Source organism: Paenibacillus sp. FSL H7-0326, from assembly GCF_001955535.1.
GTDB classification, from domain to species: Bacteria; Bacillota; Bacilli; order Paenibacillales; family Paenibacillaceae; genus Paenibacillus; species Paenibacillus shunpengii.
This window is the reverse complement of record NZ_MPVN01000002.1, coordinates 220,259-240,105: the sequence shown is the minus strand read 5'-3', so window position 1 is coordinate 240,105 and position 19,847 is coordinate 220,259. Positions and strand designations below refer to the sequence as shown.

The 19,847-nt window shown below is 46.2% G+C and carries 13 protein-coding genes; all 13 read left to right on the top strand.

Annotation, left to right across the window (positions count from 1 at the left end; genetic code table 11):
• Positions 1-28 precede the first annotated feature (28 nt).
• The 13 genes from BK126_RS11705 to parE all read left to right on the top strand — a co-directional run bounded on the left by BK126_RS11705 (position 29) and on the right by parE (position 19,836).
• The gene (locus tag BK126_RS11705) at positions 29-2,752 is read left to right on the top strand and encodes an S-layer homology domain-containing protein (RefSeq protein ID WP_083655863.1); all 2,724 of its coding nucleotides are present in this window, start codon (positions 29-31) and stop codon (positions 2,750-2,752) included.
• 89 nt (positions 2,753-2,841) lie between these two features.
• Positions 2,842-3,546, top strand: a complete 705-nt coding sequence (gene nth, locus BK126_RS11700; protein WP_076312839.1) for an endonuclease III — start codon at positions 2,842-2,844, stop codon at positions 3,544-3,546.
• A gap of 17 nt (positions 3,547-3,563) precedes the next feature.
• Positions 3,564-3,833 carry a hypothetical protein gene (locus BK126_RS11695; RefSeq protein WP_047911189.1) on the top strand — a complete coding sequence of 90 codons (270 nt, stop codon included), beginning with the start codon at positions 3,564-3,566 and terminating at the stop codon, positions 3,831-3,833.
• Between the two features lie 196 nt (positions 3,834-4,029).
• Complete coding sequence (locus tag BK126_RS11690; protein ID WP_076312838.1) at positions 4,030-7,746, top strand: dynamin family protein; 3,717 nt, start codon at positions 4,030-4,032, stop codon at positions 7,744-7,746.
• Between the two features lie 263 nt (positions 7,747-8,009).
• Entirely contained in the window at positions 8,010-9,785 is a 1,776-nt protein-coding gene (locus BK126_RS11685; protein ID WP_076312837.1) for an ABC transporter ATP-binding protein, read from the top strand.
• The gene (locus tag BK126_RS11680; RefSeq protein WP_076312836.1) at positions 9,778-11,631 is read left to right on the top strand and encodes an ABC transporter ATP-binding protein; all 1,854 of its coding nucleotides are present in this window, start codon (positions 9,778-9,780) and stop codon (positions 11,629-11,631) included. Before BK126_RS11685 ends, BK126_RS11680 begins: the two co-directional genes overlap by 8 nt.
• Before the next feature lie 134 nt (positions 11,632-11,765).
• Positions 11,766-12,953 (top strand): formate-dependent phosphoribosylglycinamide formyltransferase, encoded by a 1,188-nt coding sequence (purT, locus tag BK126_RS11675; RefSeq protein ID WP_076312835.1) that lies wholly within the window; start codon positions 11,766-11,768, stop codon positions 12,951-12,953.
• Positions 12,943-13,398 (top strand): GNAT family N-acetyltransferase, encoded by a 456-nt coding sequence (locus BK126_RS11670; protein ID WP_076312834.1) that lies wholly within the window; start codon positions 12,943-12,945, stop codon positions 13,396-13,398. Before purT ends, BK126_RS11670 begins: the two co-directional genes overlap by 11 nt.
• A gap of 295 nt (positions 13,399-13,693) precedes the next feature.
• Positions 13,694-14,461, top strand: a complete 768-nt coding sequence (locus BK126_RS11665) for a CAP domain-containing protein (RefSeq protein WP_076312833.1) — start codon at positions 13,694-13,696, stop codon at positions 14,459-14,461.
• 368 nt (positions 14,462-14,829) lie between these two features.
• Positions 14,830-15,690 (top strand): GDSL-type esterase/lipase family protein, encoded by an 861-nt coding sequence (locus tag BK126_RS11660; protein WP_076312832.1) that lies wholly within the window; start codon positions 14,830-14,832, stop codon positions 15,688-15,690.
• Positions 15,680-16,642, top strand: coding sequence for an ABC transporter ATP-binding protein (locus BK126_RS11655; RefSeq protein ID WP_076312831.1), 963 nt, complete (start codon positions 15,680-15,682; stop codon positions 16,640-16,642). The genes BK126_RS11660 and BK126_RS11655 overlap by 11 nt, the downstream gene beginning before the upstream one ends.
• On the top strand, positions 16,639-17,628 hold the full coding sequence (locus BK126_RS11650; protein ID WP_076312830.1) for an ABC transporter permease: 990 nt from the start codon (positions 16,639-16,641) through the stop codon (positions 17,626-17,628). The genes BK126_RS11655 and BK126_RS11650 overlap by 4 nt, the downstream gene beginning before the upstream one ends.
• 240 nt (positions 17,629-17,868) lie before the next feature.
• On the top strand, positions 17,869-19,836 hold the full coding sequence (gene parE, locus BK126_RS11645) for a DNA topoisomerase IV subunit B (RefSeq protein ID WP_076312829.1): 1,968 nt from the start codon (positions 17,869-17,871) through the stop codon (positions 19,834-19,836).
• The last annotated feature ends 11 nt before the right edge of the window (positions 19,837-19,847 follow it).

The window sequence follows — 19,847 nt, the reverse complement described above, 5'->3', positions numbered from 1 at the left end:
TGTGCACGTATAGAGAGGAGAAGTAATCTTGACTTTCAAACCTAGCAATATCAATGCCAAGCATTCCAAAAAAATGGTATCTGCCATGCTCGCCAGTCTGATGGCGCTGAGTGCCGGTGCGGGAGCAGCGGGAGCTGACACCGCTCCCGCTGCTGTAACAACGGCGGCTCAAGGCGCATTCAGCGATGTAAAGAGCGGATACTGGGCCGAAAAGCATATATACAAGCTTGCATCCCTAGACATCTTGGTGGGAGACAGAGGGCTGTTTAGACCAGGAGATGCAGTAACCAAGCAGGAAGCTGTGACGATCGCCATTCGATTCATGAACCAGAAATCCAACCTGCCTGCTGGCAGCAGCATTAAATTACCTGAAGGCATTAGCACGAGTGAGTATGCCAAATCCTATGTATCTCTTGCTTTTGAACTGGGCCTCTTAGAGGAAGCAGAGGAAAGCAAGGAGATTTTAGAAAAGCAAATTTGGGGACAACAGGCAGCTTCGAGAGAATGGATCGCGAAGCTTGTTATCAGAGCCATTGGTAAAGAAGCCGAAGCAAACGCTGGAGGAAATGCGAATTCGAGCTTTGCTGATGACAGCCTAATTACGGCAGCGAATAAGCCTTATGTCAATCTGGCAGCAGAGCTTGAGATTGCGCAAGGAACAACAGGTAACAAATTTAATCCGCAAGGCACTGTAACAAGAGCAGAAATAACTGCGTTTTTCAACCGCGGAAGTGAATACACCGATTATGAGTATGACAATCAGTACAAAGGATACATAACCGAACGAACAGACAGCAAATTAACTTTGTACACAGGCAGTGAGTATGTAAGCTTTACAGTGAATCCAGCTACAGCGTTTTATAATAGTTCATCTTCATCCAAAATCGCACCATCTGACATTAAGCTGTACACACAAATCGTTGTGTCAGGTTCTAATTCCAATGCGGCTTATGTGGAGAGCATGAGTGATACACCTCAAGTTGAAGTCATCGAGGGAAGCTTTGAACGTCTAACCGGCAGCAAATTATGGATGTTCACGGGGAATACGTATCAAGAGTTTGCATTTACAGACCTTACCGTGTTTTATGATCAGAATGGACAAGTCATCAAGCCAGAGGATATTACCGCAGGCAGCATCGTTGAATTACAGCGGGAAACCTTTACCTCTGCCAAAAATCCGGTTGTTGTACAAGTTAAATCCGGGATGGTGAACAAATCGGCAGAAGGTACCATTCAATCTATTGATTCAGCTGCAAGCACGGTGACTGTACTCAACAGCACGGGTACTACGGATGTGTTAAAGGTGCAAGAAGGAACGACCGTCATTCGTTATCATAACGAGATTGTAGCGTTAACGGAGCTTAAAGCAGGAACTGTGATTAAGTATTCCATAAAAGACAGCGTTACCCAATCCATTGAGGTTACAGCCGGTGTCGAACGTACAGTGCGTGGAACCCTCTATGAGCTGGGCTCAAATCTATCAACCATTACTTACGATCGAAACGGCTCGCTTGAAGTAAAGCTGCTTGCACCAGATCCGCAAATCGTAATCAGTGGGATCGATACTCCAAAGCTTACAGATTTACTTGCTGACAAAACCTCTGGAGATGAAGTAGAGCTTACACTGAATGCAGAGGATCAAGTGACCAAGATCCAAGTGCTTAATCGCCAGATGGAGCCGCTGAATATGGTTACGGTTGTATCCTATAACAGCAAGACCAAATTACTGACGGTGCTTGATTCTAACCAGAAGCCGCATGTGTTTACACTAAATGATGCAACAAAAGTAGATTACAACAGCACCAAGCCGACGTTATCCGGAATTGAGCCTTATTTGACGGACGGAAGAAAAGTGAACTTAACCACGATTGGTACACGTGCGCTTTCCATTAGCATTGTGTACAAATACGAAGGTACGGTGTCGGAGATCAATACCTCCTCCAAGATAGTAAAGCTGATTCAATCTAATGGGCAAACCATCAGCATTCCATATCAATCAACACCAACAGTTGAATTATATGGCAAAGCTTCGGCGTCCTTGTCTGATGTAAGTATAGGAGATCAGGTGACAGCAATGCTTAGCAGCAATCAGGACAACTTAAGCAAATTGTATGTCAAATCGGCCGCTCAATTTGAGGTCGTATCACTGAATACTTCAAATTATCGGGCAGAAGTGAAAAAAGACGGCGTAACGAGCTCCATATATGTGGATAGTCTACCGATCACGAATGATAACGGTGCAGTCATTAAGCCTTCGGATCTTCAGAAGGGGATGCTGATTAACGTATCTTTTGATGGTTCTTCTCCAACGGCTGTATCTGTAGTTAAGCAAATATGGGGCGAAATTAGTTCCATTAATGGTGGAGTTGTAACCTATAAGACAACGACTGGTTCAAATGAGACGATAAATGCGGGAAGTAAAGTGAAGGTTGTAAAGAACGGTACTACATCGAGCAACATGAGTACACTGATTGAAGGCGACCATGTCATTGTGACTAAGGATGCTGATGGAACACCTGTATTCCAGGTGCTGACACCGCTCAGCAAAACGTTCTGGAAATACAATGCTGCAGCAAATGAATTACAGGTCAAGCGTGCATCCATGACAGATAATAACTATCGCTTTAATTTGTCACCAAATGTTTACATTCATGAAGGAGACACGACTTTAAGCGTGCAATCTCTCAAAGATAATGATAATATTGTAGTGTATCTGCTCAATAACGTAGTTATCGAGATTTCTAAACAGTAGTCATTTCTTTAAACGGCAAGCGAAAGAATGACCGTCTTGATACGGACCAAACGTATCAAGACGTTTTTTTTGTGGGAGGTAAGCTCTTCATGAATGCAGCGACAGTACGTCACATTCTTGATACGATCGCAAATATGTTTCCAGACGCTCATTGTGAATTGAACCACAGCAACGCGTTTGAACTCACCATTGCTGTATTGTTATCTGCACAATGTACGGATGAGACTGTGAATAAAGTGACAGCCGATCTATTCCAGAAGTACAAAACACCGGAGGATTATGTCTCCGTCCCGCTCGAAGAGCTCGAGCAGGATATTCGGAGAATCGGATTGTACAGGAACAAGGCAAAGCATATACAAAATTTGTGCCGGATTCTAATTGAACAGTACAGAGGAGAAGTTCCTAGCAAGCATGATGAGCTGGTTCTGCTGCCGGGAGTGGGCCGTAAGACAGCGAATGTGGTCGTTTCAAACGCATTCGGAGTCCCGGCCATAGCGGTAGATACCCATGTTGAGCGTGTATCGAAACGGTTGGGATTGGTGAATTGGAAGGATTCGGTGCTTGAGGTCGAGAAAAAGCTGATGAAGAGAGTTCCAATGGATGAATGGACGCTTACGCATCACCGTTTGATCTTCTTCGGTCGATACCACTGCAAAGCACAGGCTCCCAAATGCCAGGTGTGCCCGCTTCTCGATGTATGCCGAGAGGGCAAGAAGCGTATGAAAACGTCCCAAATCAGGAAAGATAAGGAACGTAGTTCATCTGCTTTACCTAAAAAAATTGCAAATGAATAGTAGAGGATGAGTTAATCATGAAATGTATTTCCGTGTATACTGACCAATTTGAAGCTTTTTCTGATATTTTTGAAGAGATCGTTTCAACTGAAATGAGCGAAAATGAAGAAAAAGAAATCGAGGGCATCACAGTGAGTCATTCCGGAGATGTACCTGAGCATTACTTGGAGCGCATGTCTCAGAAGCCTGAAGTAGTTGTTATGAAGGATAAGAGCAGAAATATTACCATTCTTCAGCATGGACAAGTGTTCGAAATCCTGCTTCCTGCGATGGAAAATGCGGTATAACGAAACGATTAAAGCTTAAGCTATTCAATAGCTGAGCAGCTATAGGCAACAGATTATACATTGACCGGGCACCTTTCACTAGGTGTCCGGTTATTTGGTATGAAGAACAATTTGAGCCGCGATGGTTCATTTCTATCAAGGTCAGTGATAAAATATACATATTTAACGAGATGAAGAGAAGGAGTCTTTAGAGGACATGCTGACGAGTGTAAAGAGACAGAACGACGATTTGCGTATGCGTTTACAAGATTTGCAGAAGCTCTTCCTAGACCATGATGATTCGAAAGCTGCAGCGTCAATTGCTGATCTTGAGGGAAAGGCGGAGGAGGGTGAACTGACCCTGGCTTTTTGCGGACATTTTTCGGCAGGAAAATCAAGTCTCATTAACCGCTTATGCGGCAAAAAAGTGCTGCCTTCGAGTCCGGTGCCGACAAGTGCAAATGTCGTAGCCATCCGGAATGGTCCGAGGCAAGCGAAGATTCATCGAACTGCACCCATATCGAATCGAGGCGAGCTTTCGGATCATCCTAACCAAAACATCGATGCGGTGAATGCTGCGAGTCCGGATCCCATTACGGTGTCACCTGATGAGCTGGACGAATACTGCAAGAACGGAGAGCAATATGCTTATATTGAAGTGTGGGAGGACGTAAAGCTGCTCCAGGAACGAGCAGTTCTGCTGGATACGCCTGGAGTGGATTCCACGGATGGCGCTCACAAGCAAGCGACTGATTCAGCACTGCATTTGGCGGATGCGGTGTTCTATGTGATGGATTATAACCATGTTCAATCCGAGAATAATCTCTCTTTTGCGAAAAGTCTGTCAGATTGGGGCAAGCCGCTCTATCTCATCGTCACTCAGATCGACAAGCATCGAGATGAGGAGCTGTCTTTTGGTGAGTACCGGGCTGCGGTAGAAGCTGCATTTAATGCATGGGAAGTCTCTTATGCTGGGCTGTTGTTTACCACTTTACGAAAGCCTGAACACCCATATAACCAGCTATGTGTCCTTCCGAACGTTATTGAGGAGCTCCTGTCTATTCGAACCGAGCTGTTGAATCACAGCCTGGCATCCTCTGCGATCCATATATCGAAACAATTTCTAATGAGATATGAGGATGGAAGAGAGGAGCGTAAAGCAAGGCTCCTGACAGAGCTCGGTGGAGAAGAAGGCGCCGCGAGGCTTACCGCCCGCAAGGAGGCGATTGAACAGGAAATCCAGGCTGTCACGGAGCTCCCGCAGCTTGAACTCAACCGGATTCGAGAAGAAGTGGATCGTCTGCTTCAGAACGCGAATTTGACGCCTGCTGATGTCAGAGAGGCTGCCGGTAAGTATATCGAGAGCCGTCGCCCTGGCTTTAAGGTGGGATTTCTTTTTTCGGCAGGCAAGACAGAACAGGAGAAGCAGGAACGCTTCAATCATTTCTGGTCCTTGTTCAGCAAGCAGGCTGAAGGTCAAGCGGCATTCCATTTGAGAACGATGCTGCGTCAATTAGGCAACGCACACGAGCTGTGGAATGAGGAGTGGGATCAGAAGCTGGATGAACAGCTGTACAGTATCGATGAAGGGCTAATCACCTCGAAAAGTACTCCAGACGGAACCGTAACGGGTGAGTATGTGCTGAATTATTGTAAAGAGCTTCGAGCCGAGCTCATTGCAAGGTATCGCAAGTCTGCACTGGAGCTTGCTGAACAGCTGCTGGAGGGCTTAAAGTCGCGGGCTGCAAATCAGCATGAGGTGTTGTTAAGGGAGCTGGAAGAGCTCCGCAAACAATTCGCTGCAGCCGAGGCGTTAACGGCGATCGAGCAGGAGATCGCCGCGATGTCCGCTGCCGTGCAGGCTCTGCTGCCGGCAAAAGACCAGCTGACCGCAGGTGTGCTGCCTGCGGTCCCAGACCCTGCTGTGCCAGAGAATCTCGGCACAGCCCCGGCCGGAATATCAGCCATGTCCACATCGGCTGATATTCCGGCCGCAGCACGCGAGCCCCGCACGAGGCTCGCGCATGCGCCCTTAGCCGCTCGCAGGCACGAGCGGCTAGCCGCTGCGGCAGCCGGCCTTACGCAGGCGGCTGCCCTTGCAGCCCCGTATACCGCCATGAAATCGGCGGTACGGGGGCTCACCGCCCGCGCAGCGTCTCTTGCGGGCGGTACCTTCACCCTGGCGCTGTTTGGTGCCTTCAGCGCCGGGAAGTCCTCCTTCGCCAACGCCTTGCTTGGCGAAGCGGTGCTGCCGGTATCGCCGCATCCAACGACCGCGGCGATCAACCGGATTATGGCGCCGGCCGAAGGGGCGGCACACCGGACGGCCCGGGTTGCGATGAAGACCCATGATGCCTTATGGCAGGACCTGACCTTCTCTTTTGATCTGCTTGGACTCGGGAAGGCCGAAGAGCTTTCCTGGAGAGAAAAGGTTGCTGCGCTGACTCCCCAGCAGGTACACCCGGCAGGAAGACCTCACTACAGCTTCCTTAAGGCAGCAGCTGCTGGATACGATGAAGCAGAACCTAGGCTTGGAAGTGCCTGGATTGCCAGCATGGACGAATACCGTGCCTATGTGGCAGAGGAGCAGAAGTCCTGTTTCGTGGACTCAATTGATCTGTACTATAACTGTGAGTTGACCTCGCAGGGAATTATATTAGTCGATACGCCTGGGGCGGATTCCATCAATGCGAGACATACGGGTGTAACCTTTAATTATATGAAAAATGCGGATGCTCTCGTATTTGTCACTTACTACAATCATGCTTTCTCACAAGGTGACAGGCAGTTTCTAAATCAGCTTGGAAGAGTCAAGGATGCCAAATCACTGGATAATATGTTTTTTGTCATCAATGCAGCAGACTTGGCATCCTCGGAGGAAGAGCTGGAATTGGTTAAGGAGCATGTTACAAACCAGCTGCAGCATAATGGTGTACGCGTTCCTAAGGTCTATCCGGTATCCAGTCTGATGGCGCTTCAAGCCAAACAGCAAGGTGATGAAGCCAAGCTGGATGCATCTCGGTTCACTGTATTTGAACGTGCCTTTAGTCATTTTGCGGGGGATGAGCTCCCTGATCTTGCAATCCATGCAGCCAGCAAGGAAGTCGGTCATGTTCGACAGCGTGTAGAGCAGTGGATTCGTGATGCCCGTCAGGGAGAAGCGGAGCGCCTGGCCCGCAAGCAGAAACTGACGGATATCAAACAGCACGGACTTGAGCTATTATCGGCTTATGGCTCATCTAACAAGGATGCGGAAATTGCCCAGGAAATGAAAGAGCTGCTATTCCATGTCGGACAGCGTATCAGCTACCGGATGTCTGAGTTTATGTCTGAAGCTTTTCATCCATCTGTATTGAGAGAAGACCAAGGCGATCTTAAAGGGATATTCCATGCCTCGGGAAGAGAGCTTCTGCGAATACTGTATCTCGAAATTGAGCAGGAGCTGCTGGCTACAACGCTGCGGATGGAGAGCAAGGGTCAGCGGCTGACCCAAGAGGAAGCAGAACGAACAAGCAAACGACTCGCGGAAATATCGGATGGAATTCAAGTGTATTCCGAAGTTACAGGGCATTGGGACACACCAACACTCAAACGAACCGATGTGAAAGAGCCGATTGCTTGGAAAAATGTCTGGAAATATTTCAAAAATCCAAAGCACTTTTTCGAAGGTCCTGGGAGGAAACAGCTCCAGGCGGCATTGGAGCCGGAATTAAAAGCTCTTCTTCTTCAGGAGCTTGAACACAACGAAGCGCATCTGATTACGTACTTTCAGAATTTAACTCGTGCCTCTCTAATGGATCATAAAGAACGAATGGAAGAGCAGTGGTCCGAGGAGATCGCTGGTCTGATCGGTGCATTGGAATATGCAAGTGATATCCGTACACTGGAAGAGCTGGCCTCACAATTAACTCAAGTCCAGGAAAGTTTATTTTAAACTGTTTATTACCTTGAGAAGCATCCCTCCTTTCGGGGCAACCGAAAAGGGATGCTTTTATGTTGATATCACCTAGCTAAGCTGAGAATATCCGACTATTTAATTGAGAGTTGCCCATTATTTCCTGATATTGCCCTTTCAAACCAAAAGAAGCCTGAAAATGAGGTCTTTTTCGCTTTGCCGGGGGTTTAAGCCGGTGATAAACTTCATTAATGTTCATAAGATTTTATACAAGATGAGTAAGATTTTTGAGGAGGAGAAACATGGATGTTCTCAGGCAGCTGCAGGGCTTCTTCTGGTCTAAACGGAATTTGATGTTTATGTCTATTCTGTGTTTGGCCATTGCCACTGCACTCGGGCTCGTGTACCCGAACCTTCTACGCGTGCTGATTGATGATGTCATTACCCCCGGGAATTATGAATACGTTCCCATGCTTGCCCTATCGGTACTAGGTGTAGTAATCATCAAAGCATCATTTCAATTTTTACACGGATTTCTTGGTGCAAGACTAGGGAACTACCTGGCTTATCGTCTGCGGAATGCATGCTATGAGAAGCTGCAATTCTTGTCTTTCCGTTACTATGATACGGCCAAGACGGGTGACCTGATGTCACGGTTAACCGGAGACTTGGAGGCAATTCGTAACTTTATTGGATTTGGATTTGCCCAGATTCTCAATATGGTGCTCATGGTAGTCTTTGGAGCCGTTATGATGATCTCCATCAACTGGCAGCTGACATTACTTACCCTCATTTTTATGCCTGTACTGGTCATTGTCGCCTTGAAATTTGAAACCCAGATTCACCCCGCATTTCAGGAAATGCGGCTGGCCATGAGCTCTCTGACAACCGCTGTCCAAGAGAACATTACCGGAGTACGTACCGTTAAATCCTTTGCCCGAGAGCCTTACGAAGTAGATAAGTTCTCTCTTCGCAACGAACGCTACAAATCGAATCAAATATTCGCCTCCTCACTGTGGGCCAAATTCTTCCCAGTTATGGAGCTGCTGGCATCCCTCAGTGTTGTTCTGCTGCTTGTTATCGGAGGAAGACTCGTCATCCATCAGGAGCTGACACTAGGTGAGCTTGTTGCCTTCTTTAGTTTAATTTGGTACATAATCGGACCGATGTGGAACATCGGATTTCATATCAATAACTATACTCAGTCCAAAGCATCTGGTGAACGCGTGCTTGAGCTGCTAAACCAGCCCATTGACGTACAGGATGGAGAAGATCCTATTACACTGGTGCCGGAGCAGGTCAAAGGGCATGTCACCTTCGATCATGTTACGTTTGCCTATGGTAACAAAATTCCTGCTGTTGTGGATATCAATCTGGATGCACCTCCAGGAACAGTGGTCGGGTTTCTAGGAGGCACCGGATCAGGTAAATCGACGATTATCCAGCTGCTTATGAGAGCCTACAACATTTCGAGTGGAACGATTAAGATTGATGGAATAGACATTAATGATATGAATATCAAGAGCCTGCGCAGTCAGATTGCGGCGGTCTTTCAAGAAACCTTCTTGTTCTCCTCCAGTATCCGAAACAATATTGCCTACGGCATGAAGGATGTGTCGATGGATGAAATTATTCGTGTATCCAAGCTGGCAAAAGCCCATGATTTCATCATGGAGATGCCGCTAGGCTACGATACTGTTGTTGGTGAGCGCGGAATGGGGCTGTCCGGAGGACAGAAACAGCGGATCGCCATCGCAAGAGCGCTGCTGCTGAATCCGAAGATTCTTGTCCTCGATGATGCAACCAGCGCGGTGGATATGGAGACCGAGCATGAAATTCAGTCCGGATTCCAGGAAGTGATGCGGGGAAGAACGACCTTTATTATCGCCCATCGTATCTCTTCGCTCCGACATGCGGATGAGATCCTTGTGCTGAATGAAGGCCGTGTCGTTCAGCGGGGCACACATGAAGAGCTCATCAGCTCTCCTGGACAATACCAAGATGTATATCATATTCAATACGCAGATCATATTGCCCGCATCAAACGGGCGCCTGGAAAGCAGGTGACACATGAGTAACGATGCAGCTGTCGAAAAACAAAACATTCCTGGTGTGAAAGAGAAGAAAACACAGGAGCGCTTTGTTTATCAGGACGATGAAGTCATTGAAAAACCGTTTAACTGGGGTCAGTTTTCACGACTCTTTTCCTACATGAAACCTTACGCCAAACAGCTGCTTCCGATTGTTATTGTCATGATGGTGTTAGGAACAATTACAAAATTGACCGTTCCTTATCTTACCAGTCTGGCTATCGACAGGGCGATCGCTCCGACGGATGGAAGCAGTCCGAGTCTGACGCTGCTGTATTGGATCGCAGGTGGTATCCTGCTTCTCTATATTATCCAATGGGTAGCAGCCACAATCCGGATCAAATATACGAATATCATTGGTCAGCGGGTAATTTACGATCTAAGATCGGATCTGTTCAAGCATATTCAGAAGCTTTCCTTCTCGTTTTTTGATAAACGGCCGGCGGGCTCGGTTATGGTCCGGATTACAAACGACATTAACTCGCTTCAGGATCTGTTTACGAACGGGGTAGTCAATCTGCTGATTGACTGTGTTCAGCTCGTCGGAATTATTGTCATTCTGATGTTTATTAACTGGAAGCTGGGTCTTGCCGTCGTTCTGACAGTACCGCTCATGTTCTTTATTTCTACGAAATTACGGGTGAAGATTCGGCGGGCATGGCAGGACGTGCGTATGAAGAACTCACGTATCAACTCCCACTTGAATGAATCTATTCAAGGCATTCGTGTAACCCAAGCTTATACGCAAGAAGAAGAGAACATGAAGTTCTTTGATCAAATGAACATGACGAGCCGTAAATCCTGGAACCGTGCTTCCACGATGAACCAAGCGTTTGGTCCACTGATTGAAATTACGGGCGGAGTTGGTTCCCTCATTTTGTTCTGGTTTGGTGCTTATTTAATTCAAGAAGGAGAGCTAACCATCGGGCTTCTTGTTGCCTTTGCCAACTACGTCGGCAACTTCTGGGATCCGATTAACCGCTTGGGTCAAATGTACAATCAGCTTCTTGTAGCGATGGCATCTTCTGAACGCATTTTTGAATTCATGGATGAAGAGCCGGGCATTGCTGATAAACCAGGAGCGAAGCCGATTCCGACGATCCAAGGGAATATTAAGTTTGAGAACGTCATATTTGAATATGAGAAGGGACGGCAGGCTCTCAAGGGAATTGACCTTGATGTCCAGGCAGGTCAGTCGATCGCTCTAGTTGGTCATACGGGATCAGGAAAGAGTACAATCATCAATCTGCTGAGCCGCTTCTATGATGTAACGGAGGGCAAGCTGACCATTGACGGTTATAACATTCGGGATATTACGATCCGCAGCCTGCGCAGTCAGATTGGTATTGTGCTGCAGGATACGTTTATATTCTCAGGCACGATCCGTGATAATATCAGGTTCGGACGATTGAATGCGACAGATAAGGAAGTCGAGGCAGCTGCCAAAGCCGTCAATGCACATGAATTCATCATGAAACTGCCTGGAGGCTACGAAACGGAAGTGGAGGAACGAGGCAACGTTCTCTCCATGGGACAGAGACAGCTGCTGTCCTTCGCCAGAGCACTCCTTGCGGATCCTCGGATACTCATACTCGATGAAGCGACAGCGAGCATTGATACCGAAACCGAGCTTAAGATTCAAGATGCGCTGAAGGTATTGCTTGAAGGAAGAACATCGTTTATGGTAGCCCATCGCTTGTCCACCATTCGTAATGCGGACAATATTATCGTGCTTGATCACGGTGAAATTAAAGAACAAGGAAATCATGAACAGCTTATCCAAAAACAAGGGATTTACAATGGTTTGATCGAAGCGCAGTTCAGATTTTTGTAAATTTTATTCGCGAAATTTAAAATTTCCATGTAATATTCACAAGAAATAAGTCGAGCACTCTTGCATTATGTCTCAAGTTCCCCGAAAATAGAGAAATAGATATAGATTTCTCAGGTAGGGGGATTAGAGAGAAAATGTGGGGTGCTCCTTTTTCGGCAGAAACCAAAAAAATGCTGCTGCTTGGCAGCGGTGAACTGGGCAAAGAAGTCGTTATAGAGGCACAAAGACTGGGTGTAGAGACGATTGCTGTCGATCGCTATGACCATGCTCCTGCGATGCAGGTCGCCCATAGGTCCTACTGTATTGACATGCTGAACGCAGAAGCACTAAAAGATTTGATTCGAAAGGAGCAGCCTGATTTTATCATTCCCGAGATCGAGGCGATTGCCACAGAGGCACTCCTGGAGCTTGAACAAGAGGGATTTCGGGTTGTACCTACTGCAAGAGCAACTAGACTGACGATGGATCGTGAAGGTATACGCCGGTTAGCAGCTGAAGAGCTGGGCTTGCCTACGGCAGCTTATCGTTTTGCTGATAGTCTGGAAGAACTAGAGAAGGCAGTGCAAGAACTCGGCACGCCTTGTGTAGTCAAACCGCTCATGAGCTCTTCTGGTAAGGGGCAAACAGTATGCCGTGCTCCAGAGGAGGCATCAGCAAGCTGGAATGCTGCACTAGAAGGAGCAAGGGCTATAGCAACACGTGTCATCGTAGAAGCTTTTGTTGAATTTGAGAGCGAGATCACGCTGCTTACGGTTCGTTCCTCATCTGGTACTGTATTTTGTCCCCCCATTGGACACATACAGAAGGATGGAGATTATGTAGAATCGTGGCAGCCCCATTTCATGAACGAGGAACAGTTGGTCCAAGCACAGCATATCGCTAAGCGTATTACCGATGAGCTTGGTGGGTATGGTTTGTTTGGCGTAGAACTCTTCTTGACAAGAGAAGGGGTCGTATTCAGTGAAGTTTCTCCTCGGCCTCATGATACAGGGATGGTAACGATGGTTACGCAAGATTTATCGGAATTTGCCCTTCACGTAAGAGCAGTTCTCGGTTTTCCGGTGACGGGTGTTGAACTATTGACACCAGGCGCATCTGCAACGCTGAAGGCAGATGAAATTACAGCATCTTATACGATTCAAGGTGTTCCGGAAGCACTCGCCCTGCCTCGTACCCAGGTTCGCATTTTTGGTAAGCCTGAGACGAAGGTTGGAAGAAGAATGGCTGTTGCACTTAGTGCAGCCACCAGTGTAGAAGAAGCACGCGAAACGGCAACACAGGCCGCAAATTTGCTGAAAGTGGAGGTAAACCATGTTAAGTAATGTAGAAGCCCCAGTTCTGACCATTCGCTCATGTGAGAAGCAGGATGCAGAGTGTGTTACACATCTCATGCATGAGGTCAGCTATCCAACGACGCCAGGAGTTATGCGGGAGAGGATTGAATCTGCCCAGGTGAATGATAATACCTGTATGCTGGTGGCGGAAATGGATGGAGAGGTTGTAGGAATGCTAGGTCTGCAGTGTGTTCAATCGCATTCAGATCCAGAACAAGCGGCACAAATTACATCTTTGATTGTATGCAAAGCGCATCGCGGAGAAGGTATTGGCCGTAGACTTTTGGAACATGCGGAATCTTGGGCAAGCGAGCACGGCAGTCAGAAACTGCTTATTATCGAAGGCAATCGAGAACAGCATAAGCCGTCTTACAGTTTTTATGAGCATCTTGGCTTTACGAAACATGGATACCGGTTCAGCAAGAAGCTGTAATCCAAATAGATTATTTTATATGTCAGGCAGGTCCCTAATAAGACACTGCTAACTCAACCTAACGATCACGGATCGTTAGGTTTTTTTGTTTTCGCACTTTACGCAGATCGAATCTATAAAGTAAAGAGATAGAAAACTAGTAAAATTGAAACTAGCTGTCGAAATTATTACATTTTGGTTACGTAAATTTAATCTTTTCCAAAATTTATGGGTTAACAAATGTCGAAAGTGCTGTTATAATCCTAAGCATACCAGTTACAAAATTGTAATATTTAATACTTAGGAGCTGATATTTTTGAAGAGATCGTCTATTAAGAAAACTGTCATCGCTGGTAGTTTGAGTGCAGTTCTTGCAGCAGGAATGCTTCTGCCAGGCGCGGGTGTAGCTTCCGCTTCTCCAGCTAAGGATAAGCTCGAAAGCTATCAGCAATCCATTTTAGATTTCCTTAAGGAAAATGGTCATGAGGTGAAGGTTGACGGTAATACGATTACGATCGGCGGGAAAGTCATTACCGTTGGTGGTAACACAACTCAAAAACCTGATACAGGATCTAACGCAGGTTCGAATACTGGATCTGAAACAGGGTCTAGCAACGGTTCTAACTCCGGATCTAACACTGGTTCAAATACGGGATCTAATAGTGGTTCCAACTCTAACTCTGGTAACACTTCTACAGACTCCAGCTCTGTTGTATCCGCATATGCGAAGGAAGTTGTTGCTTTGGTTAACAAGGAACGTGCAGCAGGCGGTCTCAAACCGCTTACAATTCATACGAATCTGACAAAAATGGCCGTAGCGAAAGCGAAGGACATGAGTGACAACAATTACTTCAGTCACACATCTCCAACTTACGGTTCTCCATTCGATATGATGAAGACTTTCGGTATCAGCTACAGCTATGCTGGTGAGAACATTGCCAAAGGGCAAAAAACACCTGCTGAAGTAGTTAAAGCATGGATGAACAGTCCTGGACACAAAGCCAACATCATGAACAAAAACTTTACACTTATTGGTGTAGGGTATGTGAATGGCTACTGGGCTCAGGAATTTGTCGGAAAATAAGTTATTGTTGAATCTAATTTCATAACCCATGAACAAGGAATTATGAAGTTGCTTTAGTTAGTAAGGCTTTAAATGACCCTTAAGTCATCTCAAGCAAAATGCCATATTTTTTAGGTGCAAACATATTATGCTGTTGTTTTGGGATCTCCGTAACTGGAGGTTCTTTTTTTTGGACATTATTTGCAAATGGAGGCCTGAAGTTTTATGTTTATCATGAGAACCCATTTTACAATATGAAATTATTCATTATCGGGTTGTAAGTTTAGAGTGAAATTGGACGATCCTAATAATCCGGATTTTACATAAAACCTCATTTCGTACTTTTACCAGAAATTTTATGAATAAATTGTTGTGGAGGGAAGGTCCTTGTGAAATCTTCAACAAAAATATGGGCAATTGTAAGTACGACTTCGATTATAGTAACCATCGTTCTTATCACCGGTTTTGTCCTTGCGGTGCAGGATATTATCGCTCCATCAGGGAATACCGTACTTATGGAAGATGAAGGGGCAGATCGTGAAGTGCCCTTGGCAGCGCCAATCGAGCAAAGTAAAGAAATAAAAGTGGCAGCCATTGGAGATTCTCTGGCGAAGGGAACCGGAGATGACGATGGAAAAGGCTTTATTCGTCGTGTCGTCGGAATGCTGCAGGATGAAGAGAATGAGGTTCGAGTTACGGCCAATCTAGCTATTAATGGATTGACTACAGAAGGGCTGCTGCCGCAGCTCGATGAGACGGGAGTACAGTATGTTTTAAAGCAATCTAATTTAATTCTGCTGTCTATTGGAGGCAATGACTTATTCAAGGCAGCTCAGGCGTATGAAGAGGGCGCGGCAGAGCTGCCTGATGCTGAAGAGCTGTATGACACTTTGCCGGGTGGAACGACTAATCTCAAAGAAGTTTTACGAAAAATTGCAGAGATTAATCCAGAAGCCTGGATTGTATATGTAGGGTTATATAATCCTTTCAATGATTTGCCTGATATGAAGCTGCTGGGCAATACAGTGGTGTCGGCTTGGAATAGTCAGGCGCTGCAGCTTATTAATACAGACGATCAGATGATGATGGCCGAAACGTTTGATCTATTTGAGCATAGTGTTCCGCAATTGCTGGCTTCCGATCATTTTCATCCCAATGCACAGGGATATGAGGAAATCGCTGAACGGATCATTGAAGTGCTGGGAATTCACGATGTACATGGTCAGAGGGTGAAGACAGATGACGAGTAATTCAAGAGAGATTGTGTTGTCAGTTGAGCACTTAAAGAAGAGAATCAAGAAAAAGTGGATCATCAAGGATGTTTCATTTGAAGTTCGTGCTGGAGAAGTATTCGGCTTTCTAGGTCCCAATGGAGCGGGAAAGACAACGACGATCCGCATGCTCGTTGACTTGATCAAGCCCACGGAGGGTGTTGTGAGTGTATGCGGATATCCCGTTCATCGACAGCCGGAGCAAGCGCTGAAATATGTAGGCTCCATCGTGGAGAATCCGGAAATGTACTCCTATTTGACCGGTTATGAAAATTTAGAGCATTTTGCGAGAATGCAGCCAGGTATTGCTGAAGAACGCATTAATGAAGTAACCGAGATTGTGGGTCTTGATCAGCGAATTCATGAGAAAGTCAGTACATATTCTCTTGGCATGAGACAGCGGCTGGGGATTGCCCAGGCCCTTCTTGGTAATCCAAAGCTGTTAATTCTGGATGAGCCGACCAATGGCCTTGATCCAAAGGGGATCAAGGAGCTCAGGGCTTTTATACGCAAGCTTGCGGATGAAGGACTTGCGGTGTTTGTCAGCAGCCATCTGCTTAGTGAGATCCAGCTCATGTGTGATAGAGTTGCGATTATAAGTAACGGAGAGATCCTCACGGTAGGCAAGGTCGATGAGCTTATTGAGGATCACAGCAATATCACGATCTGGCATTTATCTCCCAGGGAAGAAGGAGTTCGCTGGCTTCTCAGCCATTCACAGGTAAGAGAGCTGGAGGATGCAAGTATGCTGGACGATACTTTGACGGCGAGCCTCGGTAATAACGCCATTATCACTGAAATGCCCGAAAGCCTAATTCCCGATATGGTAAAAACCATGGTTCGTGCCGGAATACAGGTAGAAGGTGTACAGAAAGTCAATCCTACGCTCGAACAATTATTTTTGAAGATGACAGAAGGTGAATTGTTTTGAATAGTGTGCTGCCTCTTGTTCGTAATGAAGTCATCAAAATGATCAAGAAAAAGAGGTTTTATGTCATTCTGCTAGTATTAGTCGTACTAACACCGATGTTTACCTATGCTCAGATGAGAGAAGCTGAAACAAAACGTGAAAAGTTCGGACAGGACTGGCGGCTTGAAATGCAGCAGGCAATCACGGATAATCAGAATTCACTAGGCAGTGATCGTGTGCCGGAAGAGTGGAAGCAATATCGGCGAATATACATTCAACAGCTTCAGTACTATTTGGATCACGATATTAATCCGAATGAACCGAGCGGTGTCACGTTTACAAGAGAGTTCATGAACAATTCTATCAATTTGTTTATACCTTTGCTCGTGGTCGCCATGGCTTCTGATCTCGTGTCCGGCGAGAGGACGACAGGGACGATTAAGATGCTGCTGACAAGGCCTGTCAAGCGGTGGAAAATACTGCTGAGCAAACTAATCACACTGCTGATGTTTGTATCTCTTATTGTTCTTGCCGTATTTATCATTTGTTATCTTATTTCAGGTCTGTTTTTCGGATTTAAGGGCTTTACCTTCCCCATTTTTACCGGTTTTCAGATTAATGGCTCTGATGTGGATATGAGCAAAGTGCATGCAGTGGAGCAGTGGGAGTATCTGCTGATGCAGTCCGGATTAATATGGTTTGTTAGTATCATTGTGGCAGTGCTGTCCTTTATGGTGTCTACGCTGGTAAGAAGCACATCCGCAAGCATCGTTATTATGATGGCCGCACTGATCGCCGGCACAATATTGACGAATATGGCCGCCTCTTGGGACAGCGCAAAATATTTATTCATGGTAAATTTGAATCTGACCGGCTATTTGGCCGGAAATTTGCCGCCAATAGAAGGCATGACGCTTCTATTTTCGCTCTGTGTGCTGAGCATATGGGGGATAAGTTCGCTTGTTGTTTCATTCCTTGTCTTTACGAAACGGGATATCTTGAATTAAAATGGACAAGGATAAGAAACATCTGTTTGCATTTTTAAGCTGAGAACAGCATAGCTTGAAGACAACTTTATTCGTTCTTTATCTCTATCAATTTCATAAATCATTAAAACGGTGATTTTGAAGCTATATATACCTTTGATTGAAGCAGCTAAAGGTATTATGAAATTGATTTATTTATCTAAATATATTTTAAAAGTGTGATCATTCATGAAGAGTGAAGGCATAAGAGGGGGAGCATTCATGACCCAAGAGATGGATCTATCTGCTGACGTATCCGGGAATAACGGCTATGGAGCAGACGACATTCAAGTGCTGGAGGGACTTGTCGCTGTACGAAAAAGACCGGGTATGTACATTGGCAGCACAAGTAGCTCTGGCTTACATCATTTAGTCTGGGAAATTGTCGACAACGCTGTCGATGAGCATTTAGCAAAATACTGTGACAAGATTGAAATTACGCTACATAAAGACGCATCTGTTACGGTGCAGGATAATGGACGAGGCATTCCGACTGGGATGCACAAGACAGGTATTCCTACACCCCAGGTCGTGTATACGATACTGCACGCAGGCGGCAAGTTTGGCGGAGGCGGTTACAAAAAATCCGGTGGACTCCATGGTGTTGGTGCCTCGGTAACGAACGCTTTATCCGAGTTTCTCGAGGTGGAAATTTATCGAGAGGGTAAGATTCACCGGCAGCGCTTTGAATACTGGGTAGATAAGAAGGGAACCGAGCATGTCGGGGAGCCGGTTACAGGTCTTGAAGTTATCGGTAATACACGGCAAACCGGGACCAAGGTAAGATTCAAGCCGGACATCAAAGTTTTTAAATCCGGTATTGCTCTTAGCTACGAGACACTGGCTGATCGTTTGCAGGAGATTGCATTCCTGAACTCTGGGCTGAGAATAGTGCTCAAGGATGAGCGCAGCGGCAATCAAGACGAGTATTATTACGAAGGCGGTGCAAGTCAATTCGTAGCCTATCTGAATGAAGGCAAGGATCTACTGACAGATGTTATCCATTTTAATGCGGAAAAAGAGGACATCGAAGTCGAAATTGCGATCCAGTATAATGCGGGATATACCGAAACGATTGTATCGTTCGTTAACTCTATACCTACACGCGGCGGCGGAACACATGAAACAGGCTTCAAGACGGCATATACGCGAATCATGAATGAATACGCAAGACGTACGAGCATGATTAAGGAAAAAGACAAAAATCTGGAAGGAAACGATCTGCGTGAAGGCATGATGGCAGTCATCAGTGTTAAAATGTCTGAAGTGGAGTTTGTCGGCCAGACTAAAGATCAGCTTGGCAGTGCGTCAGCGCGCAGTACAGTGGATCAAGTCGTTACCGAGAGCATGCAGCGTTTTCTCGAAGAGAATCCGCAGGTTGCACAGACCTTGATCAAGAAGGCAGTTCAGGCTTCGAAAGCGAGAGAAGCGGCGCGTAAAGCCAGAGATGATATGCGATCCGGCAAGAAACGGAGTGAAAGCTCTAATCTGGGCGGGAAGCTGACACCGGCACAGTCCAAAGATTACTCTCGGAATGAGCTGTTCATCGTTGAAGGTGATTCCGCAGGCGGCTCAGCGAAGCAAGGGCGCGATTCCAAGATTCAGGCCATTCTGCCGCTCAAAGGCAAGCCGATGAATCCGGAGAAGGCAAAGCTGGCCGATATTATGAAGAACGAAGAATACCGGGCAATTATGTCTGCCATCGGTGCAGGAATCGGCACTGAGTTTGCTGTCGAAGACAGCAATTACTCCAAGATCATTATTATGACGGATGCGGATACAGATGGCGCTCATATCCAGGTATTACTACTAACCTTCTTTTATCGCTATATGAAGCCGCTTATTGATGCAGGGAAGGTGTATATTGCACAGCCTCCTCTCTATAAGATCAGCCGGAAGACAGGTAAGCTTGAAACAGTCCGTTATGCGTTTACGGAGGATCAGCTGCAAATTTATGTTAAGGAATTCGGCAAAAATTACGAGTTACAGCGTTATAAAGGTCTGGGCGAGATGAATCCAGAGCAGCTGTGGGAAACGACGATGGATCCGGATACCCGTACCTTACTGCAGGTGAAGATTGAAGATGCAGCCAAGGCCGAAAGAAGAGTAACCACTTTGATGGGTGATAAGGTTGATCCGCGTAAGCGCTGGATCGTTGAGAACGTAGATTTTACAGAGTACGAAGAATAGAAGGTGCTTTG

Bases quoted from the DNA above. Each gene is read 5' to 3' on its own strand.
- nth (WP_076312839.1), top strand. From the start codon at position 2,842: ATGAATGCAGCGACAGTACGTCACATTCTTGATACGATCGCAAATATG.
- BK126_RS11695 (WP_047911189.1), top strand. From the start codon at position 3,564: ATGAAATGTATTTCCGTGTATACTGACCAATTTGAAGCTTTTTCTGAT.
- BK126_RS11690 (WP_076312838.1), top strand. From the start codon at position 4,030: ATGCTGACGAGTGTAAAGAGACAGAACGACGATTTGCGTATGCGTTTA.
- BK126_RS11685 (WP_076312837.1), top strand. From the start codon at position 8,010: ATGGATGTTCTCAGGCAGCTGCAGGGCTTCTTCTGGTCTAAACGGAAT.
- BK126_RS11680 (WP_076312836.1), top strand. From the start codon at position 9,778: ATGAGTAACGATGCAGCTGTCGAAAAACAAAACATTCCTGGTGTGAAA.
- purT (WP_076312835.1), top strand. From the start codon at position 11,766: ATGTGGGGTGCTCCTTTTTCGGCAGAAACCAAAAAAATGCTGCTGCTT.
- BK126_RS11670 (WP_076312834.1), top strand. From the start codon at position 12,943: ATGTTAAGTAATGTAGAAGCCCCAGTTCTGACCATTCGCTCATGTGAG.
- BK126_RS11655 (WP_076312831.1), top strand. From the start codon at position 15,680: ATGACGAGTAATTCAAGAGAGATTGTGTTGTCAGTTGAGCACTTAAAG.
- parE (WP_076312829.1), top strand. From the start codon at position 17,869: ATGACCCAAGAGATGGATCTATCTGCTGACGTATCCGGGAATAACGGC.